16 protein-coding genes and 1 pseudogene are annotated in these 17,975 nt (G+C 68.6%); 13 read left to right on the top strand and 4 right to left on the bottom strand.

Annotated features, from left to right (window positions below; translation table 11 throughout):
• Window positions 1-150 precede the first annotated feature (150 nt).
• From thyX to Q9K23_RS02235, 6 genes are all read left to right on the top strand, one after another.
• Window positions 151-903 (top strand): FAD-dependent thymidylate synthase, encoded by a 753-nt coding sequence (thyX, locus tag Q9K23_RS02260; protein WP_053776416.1) that lies wholly within the window; start codon window positions 151-153, stop codon window positions 901-903.
• A 139-nt stretch (window positions 904-1,042) separates the two neighbouring features.
• Complete coding sequence (gene dapA, locus Q9K23_RS02255; protein ID WP_053776417.1) at window positions 1,043-1,945, top strand: 4-hydroxy-tetrahydrodipicolinate synthase; 903 nt, start codon at window positions 1,043-1,045, stop codon at window positions 1,943-1,945.
• Entirely contained in the window at window positions 1,942-4,029 is a 2,088-nt protein-coding gene (locus tag Q9K23_RS02250; protein ID WP_053776418.1) for a ribonuclease J, read from the top strand. Before dapA ends, Q9K23_RS02250 begins: the two co-directional genes overlap by 4 nt.
• Window positions 4,030-4,203: 174 nt before the next feature.
• On the top strand, window positions 4,204-4,839 hold the full coding sequence (locus Q9K23_RS02245) for a TIGR03085 family metal-binding protein (protein WP_020791074.1): 636 nt from the start codon (window positions 4,204-4,206) through the stop codon (window positions 4,837-4,839).
• A 154-nt stretch (window positions 4,840-4,993) separates the two neighbouring features.
• Window positions 4,994-8,221 (top strand): DNA translocase FtsK, encoded by a 3,228-nt coding sequence (locus tag Q9K23_RS02240; RefSeq protein WP_305950378.1) that lies wholly within the window; start codon window positions 4,994-4,996, stop codon window positions 8,219-8,221.
• A gap of 297 nt (window positions 8,222-8,518) precedes the next feature.
• Window positions 8,519-9,550, top strand: coding sequence for a TerC family protein (locus tag Q9K23_RS02235; protein WP_020792216.1), 1,032 nt, complete (start codon window positions 8,519-8,521; stop codon window positions 9,548-9,550).
• On the opposite strand, the gene Q9K23_RS02230 is transcribed toward Q9K23_RS02235, so the two are convergent.
• Both Q9K23_RS02230 and Q9K23_RS02225 read right to left on the bottom strand, forming a co-directional pair.
• Complete coding sequence (locus Q9K23_RS02230; protein WP_020792221.1) at window positions 9,526-9,816, bottom strand: YciI family protein; 291 nt, start codon at window positions 9,814-9,816, stop codon at window positions 9,526-9,528. The two genes, Q9K23_RS02235 and Q9K23_RS02230, sit on opposite strands and share 25 nt — an antisense overlap.
• A 106-nt stretch (window positions 9,817-9,922) precedes the next feature.
• Complete coding sequence (locus tag Q9K23_RS02225) at window positions 9,923-10,513, bottom strand: amino-acid N-acetyltransferase (RefSeq protein ID WP_020792223.1); 591 nt, start codon at window positions 10,511-10,513, stop codon at window positions 9,923-9,925.
• A gap of 181 nt (window positions 10,514-10,694) precedes the next feature.
• On the opposite strand from Q9K23_RS02225, the gene pgsA reads away from it, so the two are divergent.
• The 7 genes from pgsA (at window position 10,695) to Q9K23_RS02190 (ending at window position 16,286) form a co-directional block, all read left to right on the top strand.
• Window positions 10,695-11,348, top strand: a complete 654-nt coding sequence (gene pgsA, locus Q9K23_RS02220; RefSeq protein WP_053776420.1) for a CDP-diacylglycerol--glycerol-3-phosphate 3-phosphatidyltransferase — start codon at window positions 10,695-10,697, stop codon at window positions 11,346-11,348.
• A gap of 228 nt (window positions 11,349-11,576) precedes the next feature.
• A complete protein-coding gene (locus Q9K23_RS02215) occupies window positions 11,577-11,960 on the top strand; it encodes a helix-turn-helix transcriptional regulator (protein WP_020792898.1) in 384 nt (127 codons plus the stop codon).
• Between the two features lie 180 nt (window positions 11,961-12,140).
• The gene (gene pspA / locus Q9K23_RS02210; protein ID WP_053776421.1) at window positions 12,141-12,974 is read left to right on the top strand and encodes a phage shock protein PspA; all 834 of its coding nucleotides are present in this window, start codon (window positions 12,141-12,143) and stop codon (window positions 12,972-12,974) included.
• On the top strand, window positions 12,971-14,182 hold the full coding sequence (locus Q9K23_RS02205; RefSeq protein WP_053776422.1) for a nucleotide disphospho-sugar-binding domain-containing protein: 1,212 nt from the start codon (window positions 12,971-12,973) through the stop codon (window positions 14,180-14,182). Before pspA ends, Q9K23_RS02205 begins: the two co-directional genes overlap by 4 nt.
• A gap of 2 nt (window positions 14,183-14,184) precedes the next feature.
• Window positions 14,185-14,379 carry a DUF3046 domain-containing protein gene (locus tag Q9K23_RS02200; protein ID WP_053776423.1) on the top strand — a complete coding sequence of 65 codons (195 nt, stop codon included), beginning with the start codon at window positions 14,185-14,187 and terminating at the stop codon, window positions 14,377-14,379.
• Window positions 14,380-14,697: 318 nt separating this feature from the next.
• On the top strand, window positions 14,698-15,741 hold the full coding sequence (gene recA, locus Q9K23_RS02195; protein WP_020791619.1) for a recombinase RecA: 1,044 nt from the start codon (window positions 14,698-14,700) through the stop codon (window positions 15,739-15,741).
• Window positions 15,742-15,860: 119 nt separating this feature from the next.
• Window positions 15,861-16,286, top strand: coding sequence for a regulatory protein RecX (locus tag Q9K23_RS02190; RefSeq protein ID WP_020791617.1), 426 nt, complete (start codon window positions 15,861-15,863; stop codon window positions 16,284-16,286).
• Window positions 16,287-16,406: 120 nt separating this feature from the next.
• Here Q9K23_RS02190 and Q9K23_RS02185 read toward each other — a convergent pair whose 3' ends face one another.
• Together Q9K23_RS02185 and Q9K23_RS02180 are read right to left on the bottom strand one after the other, a co-directional pair.
• The gene (locus Q9K23_RS02185; protein ID WP_020791618.1) at window positions 16,407-17,294 is read right to left on the bottom strand and encodes an amino acid ABC transporter permease; all 888 of its coding nucleotides are present in this window, start codon (window positions 17,292-17,294) and stop codon (window positions 16,407-16,409) included.
• A pseudogene (locus Q9K23_RS02180) lies at window positions 17,291-17,974 on the bottom strand (amino acid ABC transporter permease). The gene Q9K23_RS02185 and the pseudogene Q9K23_RS02180 overlap by 4 nt, the downstream one beginning before the upstream one ends.
• Window position 17,975: the final 1 nt, after the last annotated feature.

Genomic DNA, 17,975 nt, shown 5'->3' with positions numbered 1-17,975 from the left:
CGACGGTGGGAGAATCGATGACTGCGATCGGCGGGTCACCCTGTCGAACCGTGTGACGTGAAGATGCGCGACGTGCAGGTACGCGCGGCGTATCCGTGCCGTACGAGGTGCGGCAGGACTGCCGGAGAGGTCCGGGGAACAGGAGGCAACGTGTCCGAGATGGTGCCGTTGCGAGTGCAGATGGTCGCGGCCACCCGGTTCACCACCCCGCCGGATGTGGACTGGGAGACCGACGCCGACGGTGGTGAGGCGCTCGTCGAGTTCGCCGGCCGGGCCTGCTACCAGAGTTGGGACAAACCCAATCCGCGCACCGCGACCAACGCCGGGTACCTGCGCCACATCCTCGAGGTCGGGCACCTCTCGCTGCTCGAGCACGCCACGGTGACCTTCTACATCACCGGCATCTCGCGGTCGTGCACGCACGAGCTGATCCGTCACCGGCACTTCTCGTACTCGCAGCTGTCGCAGCGATTCGTGCCCGAGCACGACTCCAACGTCGTCCCGCCCCCGGCAATCCGCGGGGACGCCGAACTGGAGAAACTGTTCACCGAGGCCACCGACGCCAGTCGCGCCGCCTACTCCGATCTGCTGGCCGCACTCGAGGCGAAGTTCGCCGACGTCCCGAATGCCATCCTGCGACGCAAGCAGGCCCGGCAGGCGGCGCGGTCGGTACTGCCGAACGCCACCGAGACCAAGATCGTCGTGACCGGCAACTACCGGGCATGGCGGCACTTCGTCGGCATGCGCGCCACCGAACATGCCGACGTCGAGATCCGCCAGCTCGCCGTCGAATGTCTGCGTCAGCTGATGGACGTGGCGCCGACGGTGTTCGGCGATTTCGAGATCGGCACCCTGGCCGACGGGACCGAGGTGGCCACCTCGCCGTTCGTGCTGGAGGGCTGAATCGGGCCCGACGGCCGAGTCGTCACCCAGCCGGCCCCGGCCCGTCGTCGGCGCCCGTGTGCAGTGCCGCTCGTCACCCCGTGGGCGACACCCGATCCCGTTGCCTCGCCGTCACATGCCCACGGTAGCCTTGAGCACCATGAACGCAGCCGACTTGCAGCCCCAGTCGCACCCTTTCGGGACGAACGTGGTGGCCATGGTGACCCCCTTCCGGCCCGACGGCTCGTTGGATCTGGACAAGGCTGCCGAGCTCGCCGACCATCTGGTCGCCAAGGGCTGTGACGGTCTGGTCGTCTCCGGCACCACCGGTGAGTCGCCGACCACCACCGTCCAGGAGAAGCTCGACCTGCTGCGCGTCGTCCTCGACGCCGTCGGCGACCGCGCCCGGATCACCCAGGGGGCGGGCAGCTACGACACCGCCGAGAGCATCCGTTTCTCCCAGGCCTCCGAGAAGGTCGGCGCCCACGGCCTGCTCGTGGTGACCCCCTACTACTCCCGGCCGCCGCAGGCCGGTCTGCTCGCCCACTTCCGCGCCGTCGCCGACTCCACCGACCTGCCGGTGCTGCTCTACGACATCCCGCCACGGTCGATCGTCCCGATCGCCGACGACACCTTGCGCGCCTTGGCCGAGCACCCGAACATCAAGGGCGTCAAGGACGCCAAGGGCGACCTCCACGCCGCCGCGCGACTGATCGCGACCACCGACCTGGAGTTCCTCTCCGGCGACGACGGCCTCAACCTGCCGTGGCTGTCGGTGGGTGCCACCGGTTTCGTCAGCGTGATCGGGCATCTCGTCGCAGATCGGATGCGCGACATGCAGATCGCCGCCGAGAAGGGCGATCTGCAGACCGCCCGGCAGATCAACCAGACGATGGCCCCGCTGGTCGACGCGATGGGACGCCTCGGTGGCGTCACCATGGTCAAGGAGTCGTTGCGCATCCTCGGCATGGACGTGGGCAACCCACGATTGCCACAGGTGCCGGCCGACGGTCCGCAGATCGAGGCCCTCATCGCCGATCTCCGGACGGCGGGTCTGCTGTGACCGCCCCCCGTCGTCGTGCCGCCCGGCGAGTCGCCGGACCGCCGGCCCCCGTCGTCGAGCAGCCCGCGCAGCAGCCCCAGAAGGCGGCTGCGGCGAAGAGCGCCGAGTCCCCGAAGAGCGCGGAGTCCCCGAAGAACGCCGAGTCCCCGAAGAACGCCGAGCCACAGAAGGCCGCCGAGGCACCGAAGAAGGCGGCGCAACCTGCCGTCGAGGCGCCGGCTGCTGCGGCACCGGCCGAATCGGCACCGGCGCAGCGGTCGGGATCGCAGTCGCGCCGCCGTGGCGGCGGCGGTGGCGGTGGTGGCCGTCACGAGAAGCGTGACGACCGTCGTCCCGGCGGTTCCGGCCGTCGTGGCGGGGGTAACGCCCCGAGCACCAACCGGCCGTCGGCGCCGGCCCCGGTCGACCGGCTCGGTACCCCGCGCCGCCTGCCCAAGGGTGCGTTGCGGGTGGTCGCCCTCGGCGGGATCGGCGAGATCGGCCGCAACATGACGGTCTTCGAGTACGACGGCCGGCTGCTGATCGTCGACTGCGGCGTGCTGTTCCCCGAGGACGCACAGCCCGGCGTCGACCTGATCCTCCCGGACTTCCGCTACATCGAGGACCGGATGGACGACGTCGAGGCGGTGATCCTGACCCACGGTCACGAGGACCACATCGGCGCGATCCCGTTCCTGCTGCGCCTGCGCGGCGACATCCCGGTGATCGGCTCCAAGTTCACCCTCGCCCTGGTCGAGGCCAAGTGTCGCGAGCACCGCCAGCGCCCCAAGCTGGTGCAGGTGCGCGAGGGTGAGACCACCCATCACGGCCCGTTCGAGTGCGAGTACTTCGCGGTCAACCACTCGATCCCGGATGCGATCGCGGTCGCGATCCGCACCGAGGCCGGTGTGGTGCTGCACACCGGTGACATCAAACTCGACCAGCTGCCGCTCGACGGCCGGCTGACCGACCTCGCCGGGTTCAGCCGCCTCGGTGACGAGGGGGTCGACCTGTTCCTGGTGGACTCCACCAACGCCGAGGTCCCCGGCTTCGTCACCCCGGAGCGTCAGATCGGCAGTGTGCTCGACCAGGTGATCGGCAAGGCCAAGCAGCGTGTGATCGTGGCGTCCTTCGCCAGTCATGTGCACCGCATCCAGCAGATCATCGACGTCGCCCACGCCCACAACCGGCGCGTGACCTTTGTCGGCCGGTCGATGGTGCGCAACATGCAGATCGCCCAGGACCTGGGCTACCTGAGCGTGCCCGACGGCGTGGTGGTGGACATGGACACCGCCGCGACCCTGCCGGATCACCGCGTGGTGCTGATCTCCACCGGATCGCAGGGCGAGCCGCTGTCGGCGTTGTCGCGGATGGCCCGGGGCGAGCACCGGCAGATCAACATCCGTGCCGACGACCTCGTCGTGCTGGCATCGTCGCTGATCCCCGGCAACGAGAACTCGGTGTTCGCGGTGGTCAACGGGCTGTCGCGGCTCGGTGCCACCGTCATCACCCAGCAGAGCGCCAAGGTGCACGTGTCGGGGCATGCCTCGGCCGGTGAGCTGCTGTACCTGTACAACGCCGTCCGCCCCAGCAATGCCATGCCGGTACACGGCGAGTGGCGTCACCTGCGGGCCAACGCCGCGCTCGCCGTGGCCACCGGGGTCAACCCCGACCGCGTCATGCTCGCCGAGGACGGCGTCGTGGTGGATCTGGTCGACGGCATCGCCCAGATCGTCGGACGCGTCCCGGTCGGACACGTCTATGTCGACGGCCTGTCGGTCGGCGACGTGGGCGAGTCGACGCTGTCCGAGCGTCTGGTGCTCGGCGAGGGCGGGTTCATCGCGATCACCGTCGCCATCGACACGGCCACCGGTCGCACGGTCAGCACCCCGGAGGTCTCCGGGCGTGGCTTCTCCGACGACCCGGACGCACTCAAGGCCGCTGCCGACCTGGTCGACCAGGCGCTCGACGCGCTGGCCGCCGAAGGTGTCACCGACACCCATCGCATCGCGCAGGCGATCCGGCGTGGAGTCGGACGCTGGGTGGCCGAGACCTACCGCCGCCGCCCGATGATCGTTCCGACGGTTATGGCCGTCGGGGACTGAGTCGGGATACGACGTCGCCCTCGTCGGGCCGCAGAATTCCGTCGGGCCGCAGAGTTCTGTCGGGCCGCAGAGTTCTGTCGGGCCGCAGAGTTCTGTCGGGCCGCAGAGTTCTGTCGGCCCGTCGGGGCTGTGGCGGCCCGTCGGGGTTCGTCGAATCGGGCTAGGGTCGAACCCGTGAGTCAAGCACGAGTTGAGCGGGCCGCCCTTGTCGCCACCCTGCGCGAGGTCGGGCCCGACGCCCCGACGTTGTGTGCGGGATGGGATGCGCGCGACCTCGCCGCACATCTGGTGGTCCGGGAACGTCGCCTCGACGCGGCACCGGGGATCATGATCAAACCGCTCGCCGGATACACCGACCGGGTCCAGCGGTCGGTGACCGACGGGACCGACTTCGACGCCCTGCTCGGGCAGATCGCCGACGGTCCGCCGCTCTACTCGCCGATGAAGCTGGTCGACCGCTGGGCCAATCTGGCCGAGATGTTCATCCACCACGAGGACGTCCTGCGTGGCCGGGTCGACCCCGACAGCGACTGGCAGCCGCGTGTGCTGTCGTCGTCGCTGGAGAAGTCTCTGGTCACCCCGCTGAAGTCGATGGCCAGGATGACCCTGCGCTCGGTGCCCGCGCGGGTCCGGCTGCGCACCCCCGACGGTGTCGAGGTGGTCGGTGGGGGAGCGGGGCCCGAGGTCGTCGTCACCGGCCGGGTCGGTGAGCTCCTGCTGTTCGCCACCGGGCGGTCCCCGGTGGTGGTGACCCTCGACGGTGACGCCGATGCGATCGCCGCGGTACGGGCCGGGGTCCACGGTTTCTGAACCGGCTCGTGGATCGGTCTCCGGCCGGCATCAGGCGGTTCCGGAACCACCGATTCCGGGTCGACGGGGATGCACGGTTACAACTTCGACACATGACCGTGTTGCCAGTGTTGCCTGTGTGACTAGCGAGGCGGTCGGCGACTAGGCTGTCGGCATGGCTTCGAGAGCGAGCACGGGTACGCGCACGTCGTCATCGCGCGCCACGGGGGCAAAGAAGGCGGGGTCGGCGCGCGGTGGTTCCACCGCGGGGTCGTCCCGCTCGGGTGCGCGTTCGGCCGGTTCCGGGACCCGTTCGGCCTCGGCCGGTCGCGTGCGGACCACATCCGGGGGTGGGTCGGGCACCGGGAGTCGGGGTGCCGGTACCAAGGGCGCAGGTGGCAAGACCGCAGCAGGCAAGGGTTCGGGTGGTAAGGCCGGGAGCGGTCGGGGCGGCAAGTCCGGCGCCGCGTCTTCTGCACGGTCGCAGCGATCCGGATCGACCCGCCCGCGGTCGGGTGCTGCGGCATCCGCCGACATCTCACGACGTACCGGCGGTCGTACGGTCGGTGCCGCGGGAGCGGTCGGCCGGGGCGTCGGCAAGGGTGTCGGCGCCGGCTGGTCGCTACTCGCCCGCGGCGTCGGGGGCATGGCCCGGGTCGGCACAGGCGGTCGCAGTGCCGGCGGCCGGGGCCGACGATCCGATGTCCGCGCCGACGACGATCTGTTCGACGACCTCGACGGTGACGACGAGGGCCTCGATCCACGCTCGGCCGGACAGGACGGCCACACCCATCGGAGGGACGGCACCGCACTCGCCGTGCTCGCGATCGCCGTCCTGATCGCCGCCGGTGTGTGGTTCGGTGCCGCCGGACCGGTCGGTGCGTTCATCGACGCCTTCATCCGGGCGATCATCGGCTGGCCCGCCGTGCTGGTACCGGTGGCGCTCGGCGTCGCCGCGGTCGTCCTGATGCGCCGCCCGCCGAATCCTACGCAGCGTGGCCGCTACCTCGGGGCCGCGCTGCTGATCGTGCTGCCGTTCCTCGGCCTGATCCACCTCGTGTGCGGTTCACCGACCGACCTCACCGGCCGCTCGTCGGCCGCCGGCTTCCTCGGCTATGCCGTCGGTACACCGCTCACCAGCGGGGTGACCGCCTGGGTGTCGGTGCCGATCCTGTTGCTGTGCATGGCCTTCGGCGCTCTCATCCTCAGCGGCCGGACGGTGCGTGAGGTACTCGACACCACCCGCGGCTACCTGGGGCTGGGCTACGTCGACGACGGCCGGTTCGCCGGCCATCCCGACGACGACCTGCCCTGGGACGACGACGCCGATGCCGACTGGGACGGGGCGGAGTGGGACGAGGCCGACGACGCCGAGGCCGACGAGCCCGACGACCGCTGGTCGTCTCGGGCCGCGGACCGTCCGTCGTGGTCGTCGGATCCCTACGACAACTACCCGCCCGACTCGGCCGACGAACCGCCCGCGCGTCGTGCGCGCCGGACCCGCCGTCCGGCGACCTCCGGTGAGGTGTTGTCGTCGGCGGCCACCGAACGCCTCGACGACGAGTCGGGTGCGACCTTCGGCGCACGCGGATTCGATGCGGATCCCTATGACCCGGACCCGTATGACGCAGATCCCTATGACGCCGGTTCCCCCGGCGCCGGCACCGACATGGGTGATCTGCCGACCGAACCGCTCGACGACGCCCCGGCACCGCGCTCGCGCGCAGCCGCTCGACGGCCGGCCGCACGGGCCGAGACGCCCACGCGCCCGACGGCGAACCGGGCCGCCGAGAGCCGGGCAGCAGCGGCGCGGGCGGCGAGTGCTGCGGCCCCCAAGCCCGCGGCCCCGGCGGTCACGGCCGACGACGACGACGACGCCATGCCGTTCGCGGTGGAGCCCACCGAGGGCGACTACCGGCTGCCGCCGACCAGCCTGCTGATCGACGGAGAGCCGCCCAAGCAGGGCAGCCGCTCCAACGACGACATGATCGACCGGATCACCGGCGTCCTCGAACAGTTCAAGATCGATGCGGCGGTCACCGGCTACACGCGTGGACCGACGGTGACCCGCTACGAGGTCGAACTCGGGCCCGGCGTGAAGGTCGAGAAGATCACTGCGCTACAGCGCAACATCGCCTACGCCGTCGCCACCGACAACGTGCGCCTGCTCGCCCCGATCCCGGGTAAGTCGGCGGTCGGTATCGAGGTGCCCAACTCCGACCGTGAGATGGTGCGCCTGGCCGACGTGCTCAAGTCGTCGTCGACCCGCAAGGACACGCACCCGCTGGTGATCGGCCTCGGCAAGGACATCGAGGGTGACTTCGTCAGCGCCAATCTGGCGAAGATGCCGCACCTGCTGGTGGCCGGTTCCACCGGCTCGGGTAAGTCGAGCTTCGTCAACTCGATGCTGGTGTCGCTGCTGACCCGGGCCACCCCGGATCAGGTGCGGATGATCCTGATCGACCCGAAGATGGTGGAGCTGACCCCGTACGAGGGCATCCCGCACCTGATCACCCCGATCATCACCCAGCCCAAGAAGGCCGCGGCCGCACTCTCGTGGCTGGTCGAGGAGATGGAGCAGCGGTATCAGGACATGAAGGCGTCGCGGGTGCGCCACATCGACGACTTCAACTCCAAGGTGCGGTCGGGGGAGATCAGCACCCCGCTCGGCTCCGAGCGCGTCTACAAGCCGTACCCGTACATCATCGCGATCGTCGACGAGCTCGCCGACCTGATGATGACCGCCCCGCGTGACGTCGAGGACGCGATCGTCCGGATCACCCAGAAGGCGCGTGCCGCCGGTATCCATCTGGTGCTCGCCACACAGCGCCCGTCGGTGGACGTGGTGACCGGTTTGATCAAGACCAACGTGCCCTCGCGGCTGGCGTTCGCGACGTCGTCGCTGACCGACTCGCGCGTCATCCTGGACCAGCCGGGTGCGGAGAAGCTGATCGGTATGGGCGACGGACTGTTCCTGCCGATGGGGGCCAACAAGCCCGTCCGCATGCAGGGTGCGTTCATCACCGACGAGGAGATCGCCGGCGTCGTCGACTACACCAAGGAGCAGGCCGAGCCGGAGTACACCGAGGGTGTCACCACCGCCAAGGCCGGCGACAAGAAGGACATCGACTCCGATATCGGCAACGATCTCGACGATCTGCTGCAGGCCGTCGAGCTGGTCGTGTCGAGTCAGTTCGGGTCGACGTCGATGTTGCAGCGCAAGCTGCGTGTCGGCTTCGCCAAGGCCGGTCGCCTGATGGATCTGATGGAGACCCGTGGCGTGGTGGGCCCGAGCGAGGGGTCCAAGGCCCGCGAGGTGCTCGTCAAACCCGACGACCTGGCCGGTGTGATCGCCTCGATCACCGGCGGGGGAGACGACGACGCGGCCGGCGACGCGGGCTGACCGCCCGGCACCGCAACGAACTGGACCGGAACGAATTGCGCCGTAACGACGGATCGGGCATCCACCGCGATTGTGCGGCGGATGCCCGATTGCGTTAGGCTGGGCAACGATCTTGGAGGGGAGTATCCCCTTCTCACGGCGTTCCCGTCAGTACGGTCGCCGGACACCCGACGCAGATCGTCGACGTGGCCGCCGCTCCGGGGCGTCGGCCGGTGATCGACGTTCGTCGTCGCACCCGGTGGGAGAGACCTCCGGCATCGCAACCATTGTGCTGCGCGCTGGAGGTAGGTCGCACCCATGCATGTCTCGCCCACCCTGTGGATCATCACCTGTCTGGTGATCCTCGGACTCTTCGTCTTCGACTTCTTCTCCCACGTCCGCGTCCCCCACGCCCCGTCCCTCAAGGAATCCGGGTTCTGGTCGGCGGTCTACATCACCATCGCGATCGCCTTCGGCGGCTTCGTGTGGTGGAAGTGGGGCTCCACCTACGGCGGTGAGTTCTTCGCCGGATATGTCACCGAGAAAGCCCTCTCGGTGGACAACCTCTTCGTCTTCGTGATCATCATGGCGAAGTTCACGGTGCCCCGTGAGTACCAGCAGAAGGTGTTGTTGCTCGGGATCGTGATGGCCCTGGTCATGCGTGCCGGCTTCATCGCTGTCGGCGCCGCCGCGATCAGCACCTACAGCTGGGTGTTCTACCTGTTCGGTCTGTTCCTGATCCTCACCGCGGTGAAACTGCTGCGCGAGAGCGACGACCCGGTCGACCACGAGGAGCAGCGGGAGACACGCCTGGAGCGCTTCCTCAAGAAGTACCTGCGCACCACCGACGACTACGACGGCGACCGCCTGTTCACCAAGGTCGGCGGCAAGCGCATGGTGACCCCGATGCTGGTGGTGCTCATCGTCATCGGCTTCACCGACGTGCTCTTCGCGCTGGATTCGATCCCGGCGATCTACGGGCTGACCGCCGAGCCGTACCTGGTGTTCACCGCCAACGCCTTTGCCCTGATGGGTCTGCGCCAGCTGTACTTCCTGCTCGGCGGACTCCTCGACCGGCTGGTGTACCTGTCGATGGGACTGTCGTACATCCTCGCCTTCATCGGCGTGAAGCTGGTGCTGCACGCCCTGCACGAGAACACGCTGCCGTTCGTCAACGGCGGTGAGCACGTCGCGGTACCCGAGATCAGCACGCCCCTGTCGCTCGGCGTGATCGTGGCGACGCTGGCGATCACCACCGTGGCGAGCCTGCTGCGGTCACGGGGTTCCCGGGACGAGCAGATGTCGTCCCGGGACCCGCAGGAACCTCAGGATTCGGTGAAGGGTCCGTAGACCTGGGTCCACTCGAGGACGCGGACGGCGTCGACGGCCTCCCCGGCGATGAACGGATCGTTGGCGATGAAGGCCTCGGCGCCGTCGAGTCCGCCCTCGGCGCGGACCAGCAGCAGCGCACCGGTGCCGTCGCCGTACGGACCGACCAGCAGCACGTTGCCGGCCTTGTTCTCCTCACCGAGCCATCGGCGGTGGTCGGGCCGCAGGCGGTCGCGGATCGCGGCCTTGGCCGGGCCGTAGCTGTAGTGGACTGCGAAGGTCGCCACGTGTGTCACTCCTGGGTGTCGGGGATCGGGGTTGTCGGTAGTAGCGGGGTCATCGGTAGCGGGGTCGTCGGGGAATCGGGTGTGGGGGATCGGCCGGCGGCTGCCGTCACGAGATCTCTGCCGGGGCGTGCAGGTCGGCGAGCATGCGGGTGTTGCCCAGCGTGTTGGGTTTGACGTAGCTGAGGTCGAGGAACTCGGCCACACCGGTGTCATACGAGCGGCACATCTCCTCGTAGACCTCCTTGGTCACCGGGGTCCCCTCGATCTCGCGGAATCCGTGACGACCGAAGAAGGCGGTCTCGAAGGTCAGGACGAACACCCGGTCGAGCTGCAGTTCCCGGGCGACGTCCATCAGCCGGCCGACCAGCAGGTGTCCGACACCGCGGCCGGAACAGTTGGAGTCGACGGCCACCGTGCGGACCTCGCCGAGATCGCTCCACAACACGTGCAGGGCACCGCAACCGACCACCGTGCCGTCGTCGTCGGCCACCCAGAACTCCTGCACCGACTCGTAGAGGGTGACGAGGTTCTTCTCCAGCAGGATGCGGCCGGCGTACTGGTCGATCAGCGCCTTGATGGTCGGGACATCGGAGGTGCGGGCGCGGCGGATGACGACGTCGGGTCGGGTGTCCGCGGGCTGCGGGGTGGGCTCCGGGGCACCGGTGGGTGCGGGATCGACGTCGTCATCGTTGTGCATGCGGTCAATCTTGCCCTCACCGGAACCGTTCGTGCTCGCAGGGCGACCGCTGTCCCGGGCGTGTCGGCCGGGGTGGCGCGGATCCGCCGACCGGTGCAGGTGTCCGGGCCGATACCCTGGTGATCGTGCGATCGAATGAGCGGCGGCCTGTGGCGACCCCCACCGACCGGGGTGCCTGCGCGTGACCGACCGGATGCGCCGGGCGGTGCACGAGCAGGGGCTGGCCGACATCGGGCGTGGACCCGATCACATCGCCGACCCCGTCGACCCGGTTCCGGTGGTCAACATCGCCAATGCGCTGACGGTGTTCCGGATCATCCTGGTCCCGGTGTTCGTCGTCGTGCTCTTCGTCGACGGCGGACACGACACGTGGTGGCGGGTCGCGGCGGCCCTGGTGTTCGGGGTGGCCGCGGTCACCGACCACATCGACGGCCGGCTGGCCCGCGGACGAGGCCTGGTCACCGATTTCGGCAAGATGGCCGATCCGATCGCCGACAAGGCCCTGATCGGGGCGGCGCTGGTCAGCCTGTCCATCCTCGGCGAGCTGACCTGGTGGGTCACCGCGATCATCCTGGTCCGCGAACTCGGTGTGACCGCCTTGCGGTTCTGGGTGCTGCGCCACGGCGTGATCCCGGCGAGCCGCGGCGGGAAGCTCAAGACACTGCTGCAGGCGATCGGCATCGGACTGCTGCTGTTCCCGCTGAGCGGTCTCTGGCACACGAGTGCGCTGGTGATCATGTGGCTGGCGGTGGTGATCACCGTGGCCACCGGCCTCGACTACGTCTGGCAGGCGATCCGGTTGCGTGCCGGGGCCCGCGCCGGCACTGCGCCCTGAGCGAACATCGGGCGAATCCGTCCGCGACGCGCCCCATACCGTGCGGCGACCACCGGCATCTTCGACTACTGTCGTCCACACCGCGCGACGATCATCGGCAGGGTGACGTCGGCACGATGGAGCCGGGAACGTGACGAACCGGGAACGCGAGAGCGCTCCCGGACGTTGCATCCATGGTCCGTCTCTCCCGTGATGGGTGGGCGGGCCGGGATTACGAGAGGAGACCCGATGGCGATGCTCTTGCGAGAGGCGCTCGGCGACAGTCTGCGCCGGGTTCGGACCCAGCAGGGCCGGACCTTGCGTGAGGTGTCCACCGATGCCCGGGTGAGCCTGGGATATCTGTCCGAGGTCGAACGCGGCCAGAAGGAGGCGTCGAGCGAACTGCTCGCCTCCATCTGTGATGCCCTTGATGTGGAGATCGCCGATCTGCTGCTCGAGGTGGGTGCGGCCATGCGGCCCGAACCCGTCGCGGTGGGTGCCGATGTGGTCGGTGTCGACCGGGATGCCGCCGTCGTGCCGGCCGGGGTCGACGCCGATGCGGCGATCGCCTCGAAGGTGGTCATCGCCGCACCCGAGGTCCATCACCGGGCCGCGACGCTCGCCGCGGCCTGAGGTCGCGCCGCTCGATCGACTGAATGGCGGTCGGCACCGCGGGTGGGTCCCGAGGCGCTAGATTGGTGTGCGAGGCTACGAGACCCAGAGCTGCGAACCCCTCAAGCCGCGATCTGGTGCTGTGCACATCCTGTTGCGGCACGGGGATCGTGAAACCCCGGAATGGAGTGGACGACAAGCATGGCGAACCCGTTCGTGAAGATGTGGCGCTACCTGATGGCACTCGGCAACGCGAAGATCGACGAGAACGCGGACCCGAAGATCCAGATCCAGCAGGCCATCGAGGACGCCCAGCGTCAGCACCAGGCGCTGTCGCAGCAGGCCGCCTCGGTGATCGGCAACCAGCGTCAACTGGAGATGAAGCTCAACCGTCAGCTCGAAGAGGTGGAGCGGCTGCAGGCCAACACCCGTCAGGCGCTGACCCTCGCCGACCAGGCCGCCGCGGCCGGTGACGTCCAGAAGGCGGGGGAGTACACCAACGCCGCCGAGGCCTTCGCCGCCCAGCTGGTGACCGCCGAGCAGAGCGTCGAGGACCTCAAGTCGCTGCACGACCAGTCGCTGCAGGCCGCGCAGCAGGCCAAGCAGGCCGTCGAACGCAACGCGATGATGCTGCAGCAGAAGCTCGCCGAGCGCTCCAAGCTGCTCAGCCAGCTCGAGCAGGCCAAGATGCAGGAGCAGGTCTCGGCCTCGCTGAACCAGATGAGCGAGCTGTCGGTGCCGGGTAACACCCCGAGTCTCGACCAGGTCCGCGAGAAGATCGAACGCCGCTACGCCAATGCGCTGGGTTCGGCCGAACTGGCCAAGAACTCGGTCCAGGGCCGGATGGCCGAGGTGGAGCAGGCGGGCATCCAGATGGCCGGGCACGCACGCCTCGAGCAGATCCGCGCGAGCATGTCCGGCGGGTCGCTGCCCGCCGGTGGTGCCGCCACCCCGAACATCGCCGCACCGGATGCCCAGCCCGCCGGACCGGGCCTGACCAAGCCCACCACCGAGCCCCCGCAGGCCGGCAACTGAAGGTCGCAATAGTCGCCGGCCCCGACGCCGGCCATGCCTTTCCTGCCTTCGCGCTTGCGGAACGTTTTGCCGCACAAGGCATCTCGGCGGTCGTCTACACCGGGTTGCAGTGGTATGACGTGGCCGCGGCCCGTGGTGTGGAGGTTGCCGAACTGCCGGGACTGCAGGCCACCGTCGACGATGACGACGAGGATGCGGGCGCCAAGCTGAGTGTGCGGGCGGCCCGGATGGCGGTCCACCTCGCGCCGGTCCTCGCCACTCGCGGCGTCGACCTCGTGATCTCCGACGTGATCACCGTCGCCGGGCTGTGGGCCGCCGAACTTGCCGGGATCCCGGCTATCGAGCTGTCCCCGCATCCGCTGTACCTGCCTTCGCGCGGCCTGCCGCCGATCGGGACCGGGATGGCCCCCGGGGTCGGTGTGCGGGGCCGGCTGCGGGACGGGCTGTTGCGCGCCGCGTCGAATGTCTCGGTGCGCACCGGTGATCGTCAGCGGGCCCGCGCACGCACCTCGATCGGGTTGTCGGCGCTGCCGCCGGCACCGCTGCGGATGGTGGCGACACTGCCCGAACTGGAGGTGCCGCGGCCCGACTGGCCGGAGTCGGCACACATGATCGGTCCCTTGCTGTGGGAACCCACCACCGAGGTGTTCACGCCGCCCCCGGGCGACGGTCCGCTGATCATGGTGGCACCGTCGACGGCGGTGATCGGCGCCGCCGACATGGTGTCGGTGGTGCTCGACGCACTACGGACCGTGGACGCCGAACCCGTTGTACGCGTGGTCATCTCGTCGCTCACTCCGCCGTCCGACGACGTTCTCGACGGCTATGGGCGCCCGGTGGTGGCCGGGTTGGGCCGACAAGATCTGCTGCTCGCCCAGGCCGACCTCGTCATCTGCGGTGGCGGGCACGGGATGCTGTCCAAGGCGTTGCTGGCCGGGGTGCCGGTGATCACCGTCCCGGGCGGTGGCGATCAGTGGGAGCTGGCCAACCGGGTCGCCCGGCAGGGCAGCGGGGTGCTGGTGCGTCCGCTGACCGTGGCGGCGGTGGCCGATGCCGTGCACCGGGTGCTCGGTGAGCCGTCGTATGCCCGCGCGGCGGCCCGGGTCGCCGCGAGTATCGCCGACGTGACCGATCCGGTCCGGATCGCGCGACGGCACGTCCGGGCGGATCCGCGGTACTCCCGGGATGGAGAGCAAGGAGACATGTGACGATGCGATTGACCGAGTTCACCGAACGGATCACCGAACAGTTCGGCACGATGTCGGCCGATGCGATCCTCACCGACCATGTGCTCACCGAGCTCGGCGGCCGTACCGGCGCCCAGGCGATCGAGGCGGGGGTGGACCCGCGGGATGTGTGGGTGGCGATCTGCCGGGACTTCGACGTGCCCCGTCACCTGTGGTGATGTGGTCTTCGGGCGGCCGGGTCGGATGACCGGCCGCGGGGGATTCGCAGGGTGATCGACGGTGATCGCCGGCCATGGCGATCGTGCGTTTCCGATGCGACACGCGGCATGTCCTACTTGTCATCGAACAGATGTTCCCTCATCCTGGAGGAAGGCGGAACCGTGGCGGGTGTCCGTGCGTCAAATGAAATTGTCGGACCCGTTGCGTAGCGTGCGTTGCGACATCGGCAATCGCTTACGCGATGGCAACGGCAACCCGCAGATCGGATACGTATGAACACCCCCCGGAAGCCCCGGCGGACGACTCGAGGAGAGACCATGGCAGCAGCACCCCAGGATCGTGAGAAGGCCCTCGATCTGGCCTTGGCCCAGATCGACAAGAGCTTCGGCAAGGGATCGGTGATGCGACTCGGTGAGGAGACGCGCCAGCCGATCGAGGTGATCCCCACCGGTTCCATCGCCCTGGACGTCGCGCTCGGTATCGGCGGACTGCCCCGCGGCCGCGTCGTCGAGATCTACGGCCCGGAGTCGTCGGGTAAGACCACCGTGGCCCTGCACGCCGTCGCCAATGCCCAGGCCCAGGGCGGTATCGCGGCGTTCATCGACGCCGAGCACGCCCTCGACCCCGACTACGCGGCGCGTCTCGGCGTCGACACCGACGCCCTGCTGGTGTCGCAGCCCGACACCGGTGAGCAGGCCCTCGAGATCGCGGACATGCTGATCCGTTCCGGCGCCCTGGACATCCTGGTCATCGACTCGGTGGCCGCGCTGGTGCCCAAGGCCGAGATCGAGGGCGAGATGGGCGACTCGCACGTGGGTCTGCAGGCCCGCCTGATGAGCCAGGCGCTGCGCAAGATGACCTCGGCGCTGAGCAACTCCAAGACCACCGCCATCTTCATCAACCAGCTGCGCGAGAAGATCGGCGTGATGTTCGGTTCGCCGGAGACCACCACCGGCGGTAAGGCCCTGAAGTTCTACTCGTCGGTGCGTCTGGACGTCCGCCGGATCGAGACCCTCAAGGACGGCACCGACGCGGTCGGTAACCGTACCCGTGTCAAGGTCGTCAAGAACAAGGTCGCCCCGCCGTTCAAGCAGGCCGAGTTCGACATCCTCTACGGCCAGGGGATCAGCAAGGAGGGCTCGCTCATCGACATGGGTGTGGCCGAGGGCTTCATCCGCAAGTCGGGCTCGTGGTTCACCTACGAGGGCGACCAGCTGGGCCAGGGCAAGGAGAACGCCCGCAAGTACCTGCGGGAGAACACCGATGTCCGCGACGAGATCGAGAAGAAGATCAAGGAGAAGCTCGGCATCGGCGCCACCGTCGACGCCGACGACGTCGCCCCGGCTCCGGTCGAGTTCTGATCGGAACCGTCATCGATCCGCACGACACGACGAGCCCGGACACCGACGGACGCAAGCAACCCAGCGCCTGGGATGCGGCACTGCGTCTGCTCGGGGTACGGGCTCGTTCCCGTAACGAGATGCGTGAGCGGCTGACGCGCCGGGGATTCGACGCCGACACCGTCGACGACGTGATGGCCCGCCTGGACAAGGCCGGCCTGCTCGACGACGAGGACTTCGCGACCGAATGGGTGCGGTCCCGTGGCGCCAACTCCGGACGTGGTCGGGTGGCGCTGCGGCACGAACTCAAGGCGAAGGGCGTCGACGCATCCACCATCGAGTCGGCGCTGTCCGACATCGACCCCGACGACGAGCGGGCCGTCGCGCGCCGGCTGGTCGACCGCAAGCTCACACCGCGGGTGATCGACGAGGCCATCGCCGACCGCACGGCTCGCGACAAACAGTTCCGGCGGCTGGCCGGGATGCTCGTGCGTCGCGGCTACCCGCAGTCGATGGCCCTCGACGTGGTCGGTGAGGCCCTGAACGAAGCGCTCGCCGACCACTGACCGAAACGCTGACGCTGTCACCTCGGCGAAGCGACGATGATGTCACCCGAAGCGAAGCGCTCGCCGACCATTCGATGGTCGGCGAGCGCTTCGGTGTGTCGGGGTCGAGGTGCGGGAGGTCTACTTCCCGAAGGTCGGCAGGTTCTCCGAGGCCGCGATGTCGGCGGTTCCCGGATCGGGTGCGGCCGTCTTGCGACGCCCCTGCCGCAGGGTCTTCTCGACGAAGGTGGCCAGCGACGACAGCCCGAAGTTGATCACGATCATCACGATCGCGACGACGATCAGCGCGGGCAGGTAGTTGCCGTAGTACGACGCCGACTGGATACCCGAGCGGACCACCTCGACGTATCCGATCGCATACCCGAGGGCGGAGTCCTTCAGGGCGATCACCATCTGCGAGATGAGTGCCGGGAGCATCGCGGTGATCGCCTGGGGGAGCAGGATGATCCGCATCATCTGCGACTTCCGTAGCCCCAGGGCCATCGACGCCTCGGTCTGTCCCTTCGGCAGGGACTGGATACCCGAGCGCAGGATCTCGGCCATCACCGATCCGTTGTACAGCGTCAGGCCGGTGACCACCGCGGCGAATGCCAGCTGCGACGACGGGAACACCGCGTAGTCGGCGAACAGGTAGTAGGCGAAGATCATCAGGATCAGCACCGGGATGGCGCGGAACACCTCGACGAACAGACCGGCGAGGGCTCGCACCCACGCGTGATCGGACAGCCGGCCGATGCCGAGCACCGAGCCGAGGATCATCGCGAGCACGATCGACAGCAGCGCCGCCTTCAGCGTGCCCCACAGGCCGGGCAGGATGTAGGTGGTCCAGGTGGTTCCGATGATGAACGGATTCCACTTCTCGGAGGTGAGCTGGTCGTTGCCGGCCAGCACCACGAGCACGTAGGCGACCACGGCGATGATGATCGCCACGAACACCACCGCGATGATCGCGTTGCGGATCCTGGCCTTCGGCCCGGGCGCGTCGTAGAGGACTGTTGCACCGCTCATCGCTTCACCGCCAGTCGCTTGGCGAGGTAGCCGAAGACGGCGCCCTCGAGAAGGGTGATGATCATGAATCCGACCGCGATGATGATGAAGATCGCGACGATCTGATCGGAGTACGACTCGATCTCCTCCTTCATCAGCAGTGACGCCTCACTGACACCGATCACCGAGGCGATCGTGGTGTTCTTGGTCAGTGCGATGAGCACACTGCCCAGTGGGCCGATCACCGCCCGCATCGCCTGGGGGAGCACGATGATGCCGAACACCTGGGTGAACGGCAGGCCCAGGGAGCGGGCCGCCTCGGCCTGACCGATCGGGACGGTGTTGAATCCCGACCGCAACGTCTCACAGACGAAGGTGGCGGTGTAGAGGATGAAGCCGGTCACCGCCAGTCAGAAGTTGTTGTTCTTGATGAAGTTCTCGTTGTCGGGGGCCAGGGCCAGACCGAGGTTCTGGTAGAGGCCGATCGAACAGAACAGCACGATCAGGGTCAGCGGGGTGTTGCGGACGATGTTGACGTAGGTCGCCCCGAACCAGCGCATCACCGGCACCGGCGACACCCGCATCGCGGCGAGCGCCACACCCAGGATCAGCGATCCGATCGCCGACCAGAAGGTCAGTTGGATGGTCACCCAGAATGCGGGCCACAGCTGTGGCCCCATGTCGGACCAGAGTTCACTCATC

The organism is Gordonia sp. NB41Y (assembly GCF_030718915.1).
Taxonomy (GTDB): domain Bacteria; phylum Actinomycetota; class Actinomycetes; order Mycobacteriales; family Mycobacteriaceae; genus Gordonia; species Gordonia desulfuricans.
Note: the sequence above shows the minus strand (reverse complement) of the source record. Positions and strands in the feature narration are given on the sequence as shown.

What these genes read in the sequence shown, in the direction of transcription:
- Q9K23_RS02200 (WP_053776423.1), top strand. Translation starts at nt 14,185, where the DNA reads ATGCGATTGACCGAGTTCACCGAACGGATCACCGAACAGTTCGGCACG.
- pspA (WP_053776421.1), top strand. Translation starts at nt 12,141, where the DNA reads ATGGCGAACCCGTTCGTGAAGATGTGGCGCTACCTGATGGCACTCGGC.
- Q9K23_RS02190 (WP_020791617.1), top strand. Translation starts at nt 15,861, where the DNA reads ATGCGTGAGCGGCTGACGCGCCGGGGATTCGACGCCGACACCGTCGAC.
- Q9K23_RS02235 (WP_020792216.1), top strand. Translation starts at nt 8,519, where the DNA reads ATGCATGTCTCGCCCACCCTGTGGATCATCACCTGTCTGGTGATCCTC.
- dapA (WP_053776417.1), top strand. Translation starts at nt 1,043, where the DNA reads ATGAACGCAGCCGACTTGCAGCCCCAGTCGCACCCTTTCGGGACGAAC.
- Q9K23_RS02240 (WP_305950378.1), top strand. Translation starts at nt 4,994, where the DNA reads ATGGCTTCGAGAGCGAGCACGGGTACGCGCACGTCGTCATCGCGCGCC.
- recA (WP_020791619.1), top strand. Translation starts at nt 14,698, where the DNA reads ATGGCAGCAGCACCCCAGGATCGTGAGAAGGCCCTCGATCTGGCCTTG.
- Q9K23_RS02225 (WP_020792223.1), bottom strand. Translation starts at nt 10,513, where the DNA reads ATGCACAACGATGACGACGTCGATCCCGCACCCACCGGTGCCCCGGAG.
- Q9K23_RS02185 (WP_020791618.1), bottom strand. Translation starts at nt 17,294, where the DNA reads ATGAGCGGTGCAACAGTCCTCTACGACGCGCCCGGGCCGAAGGCCAGG.
- Q9K23_RS02215 (WP_020792898.1), top strand. Translation starts at nt 11,577, where the DNA reads ATGGCGATGCTCTTGCGAGAGGCGCTCGGCGACAGTCTGCGCCGGGTT.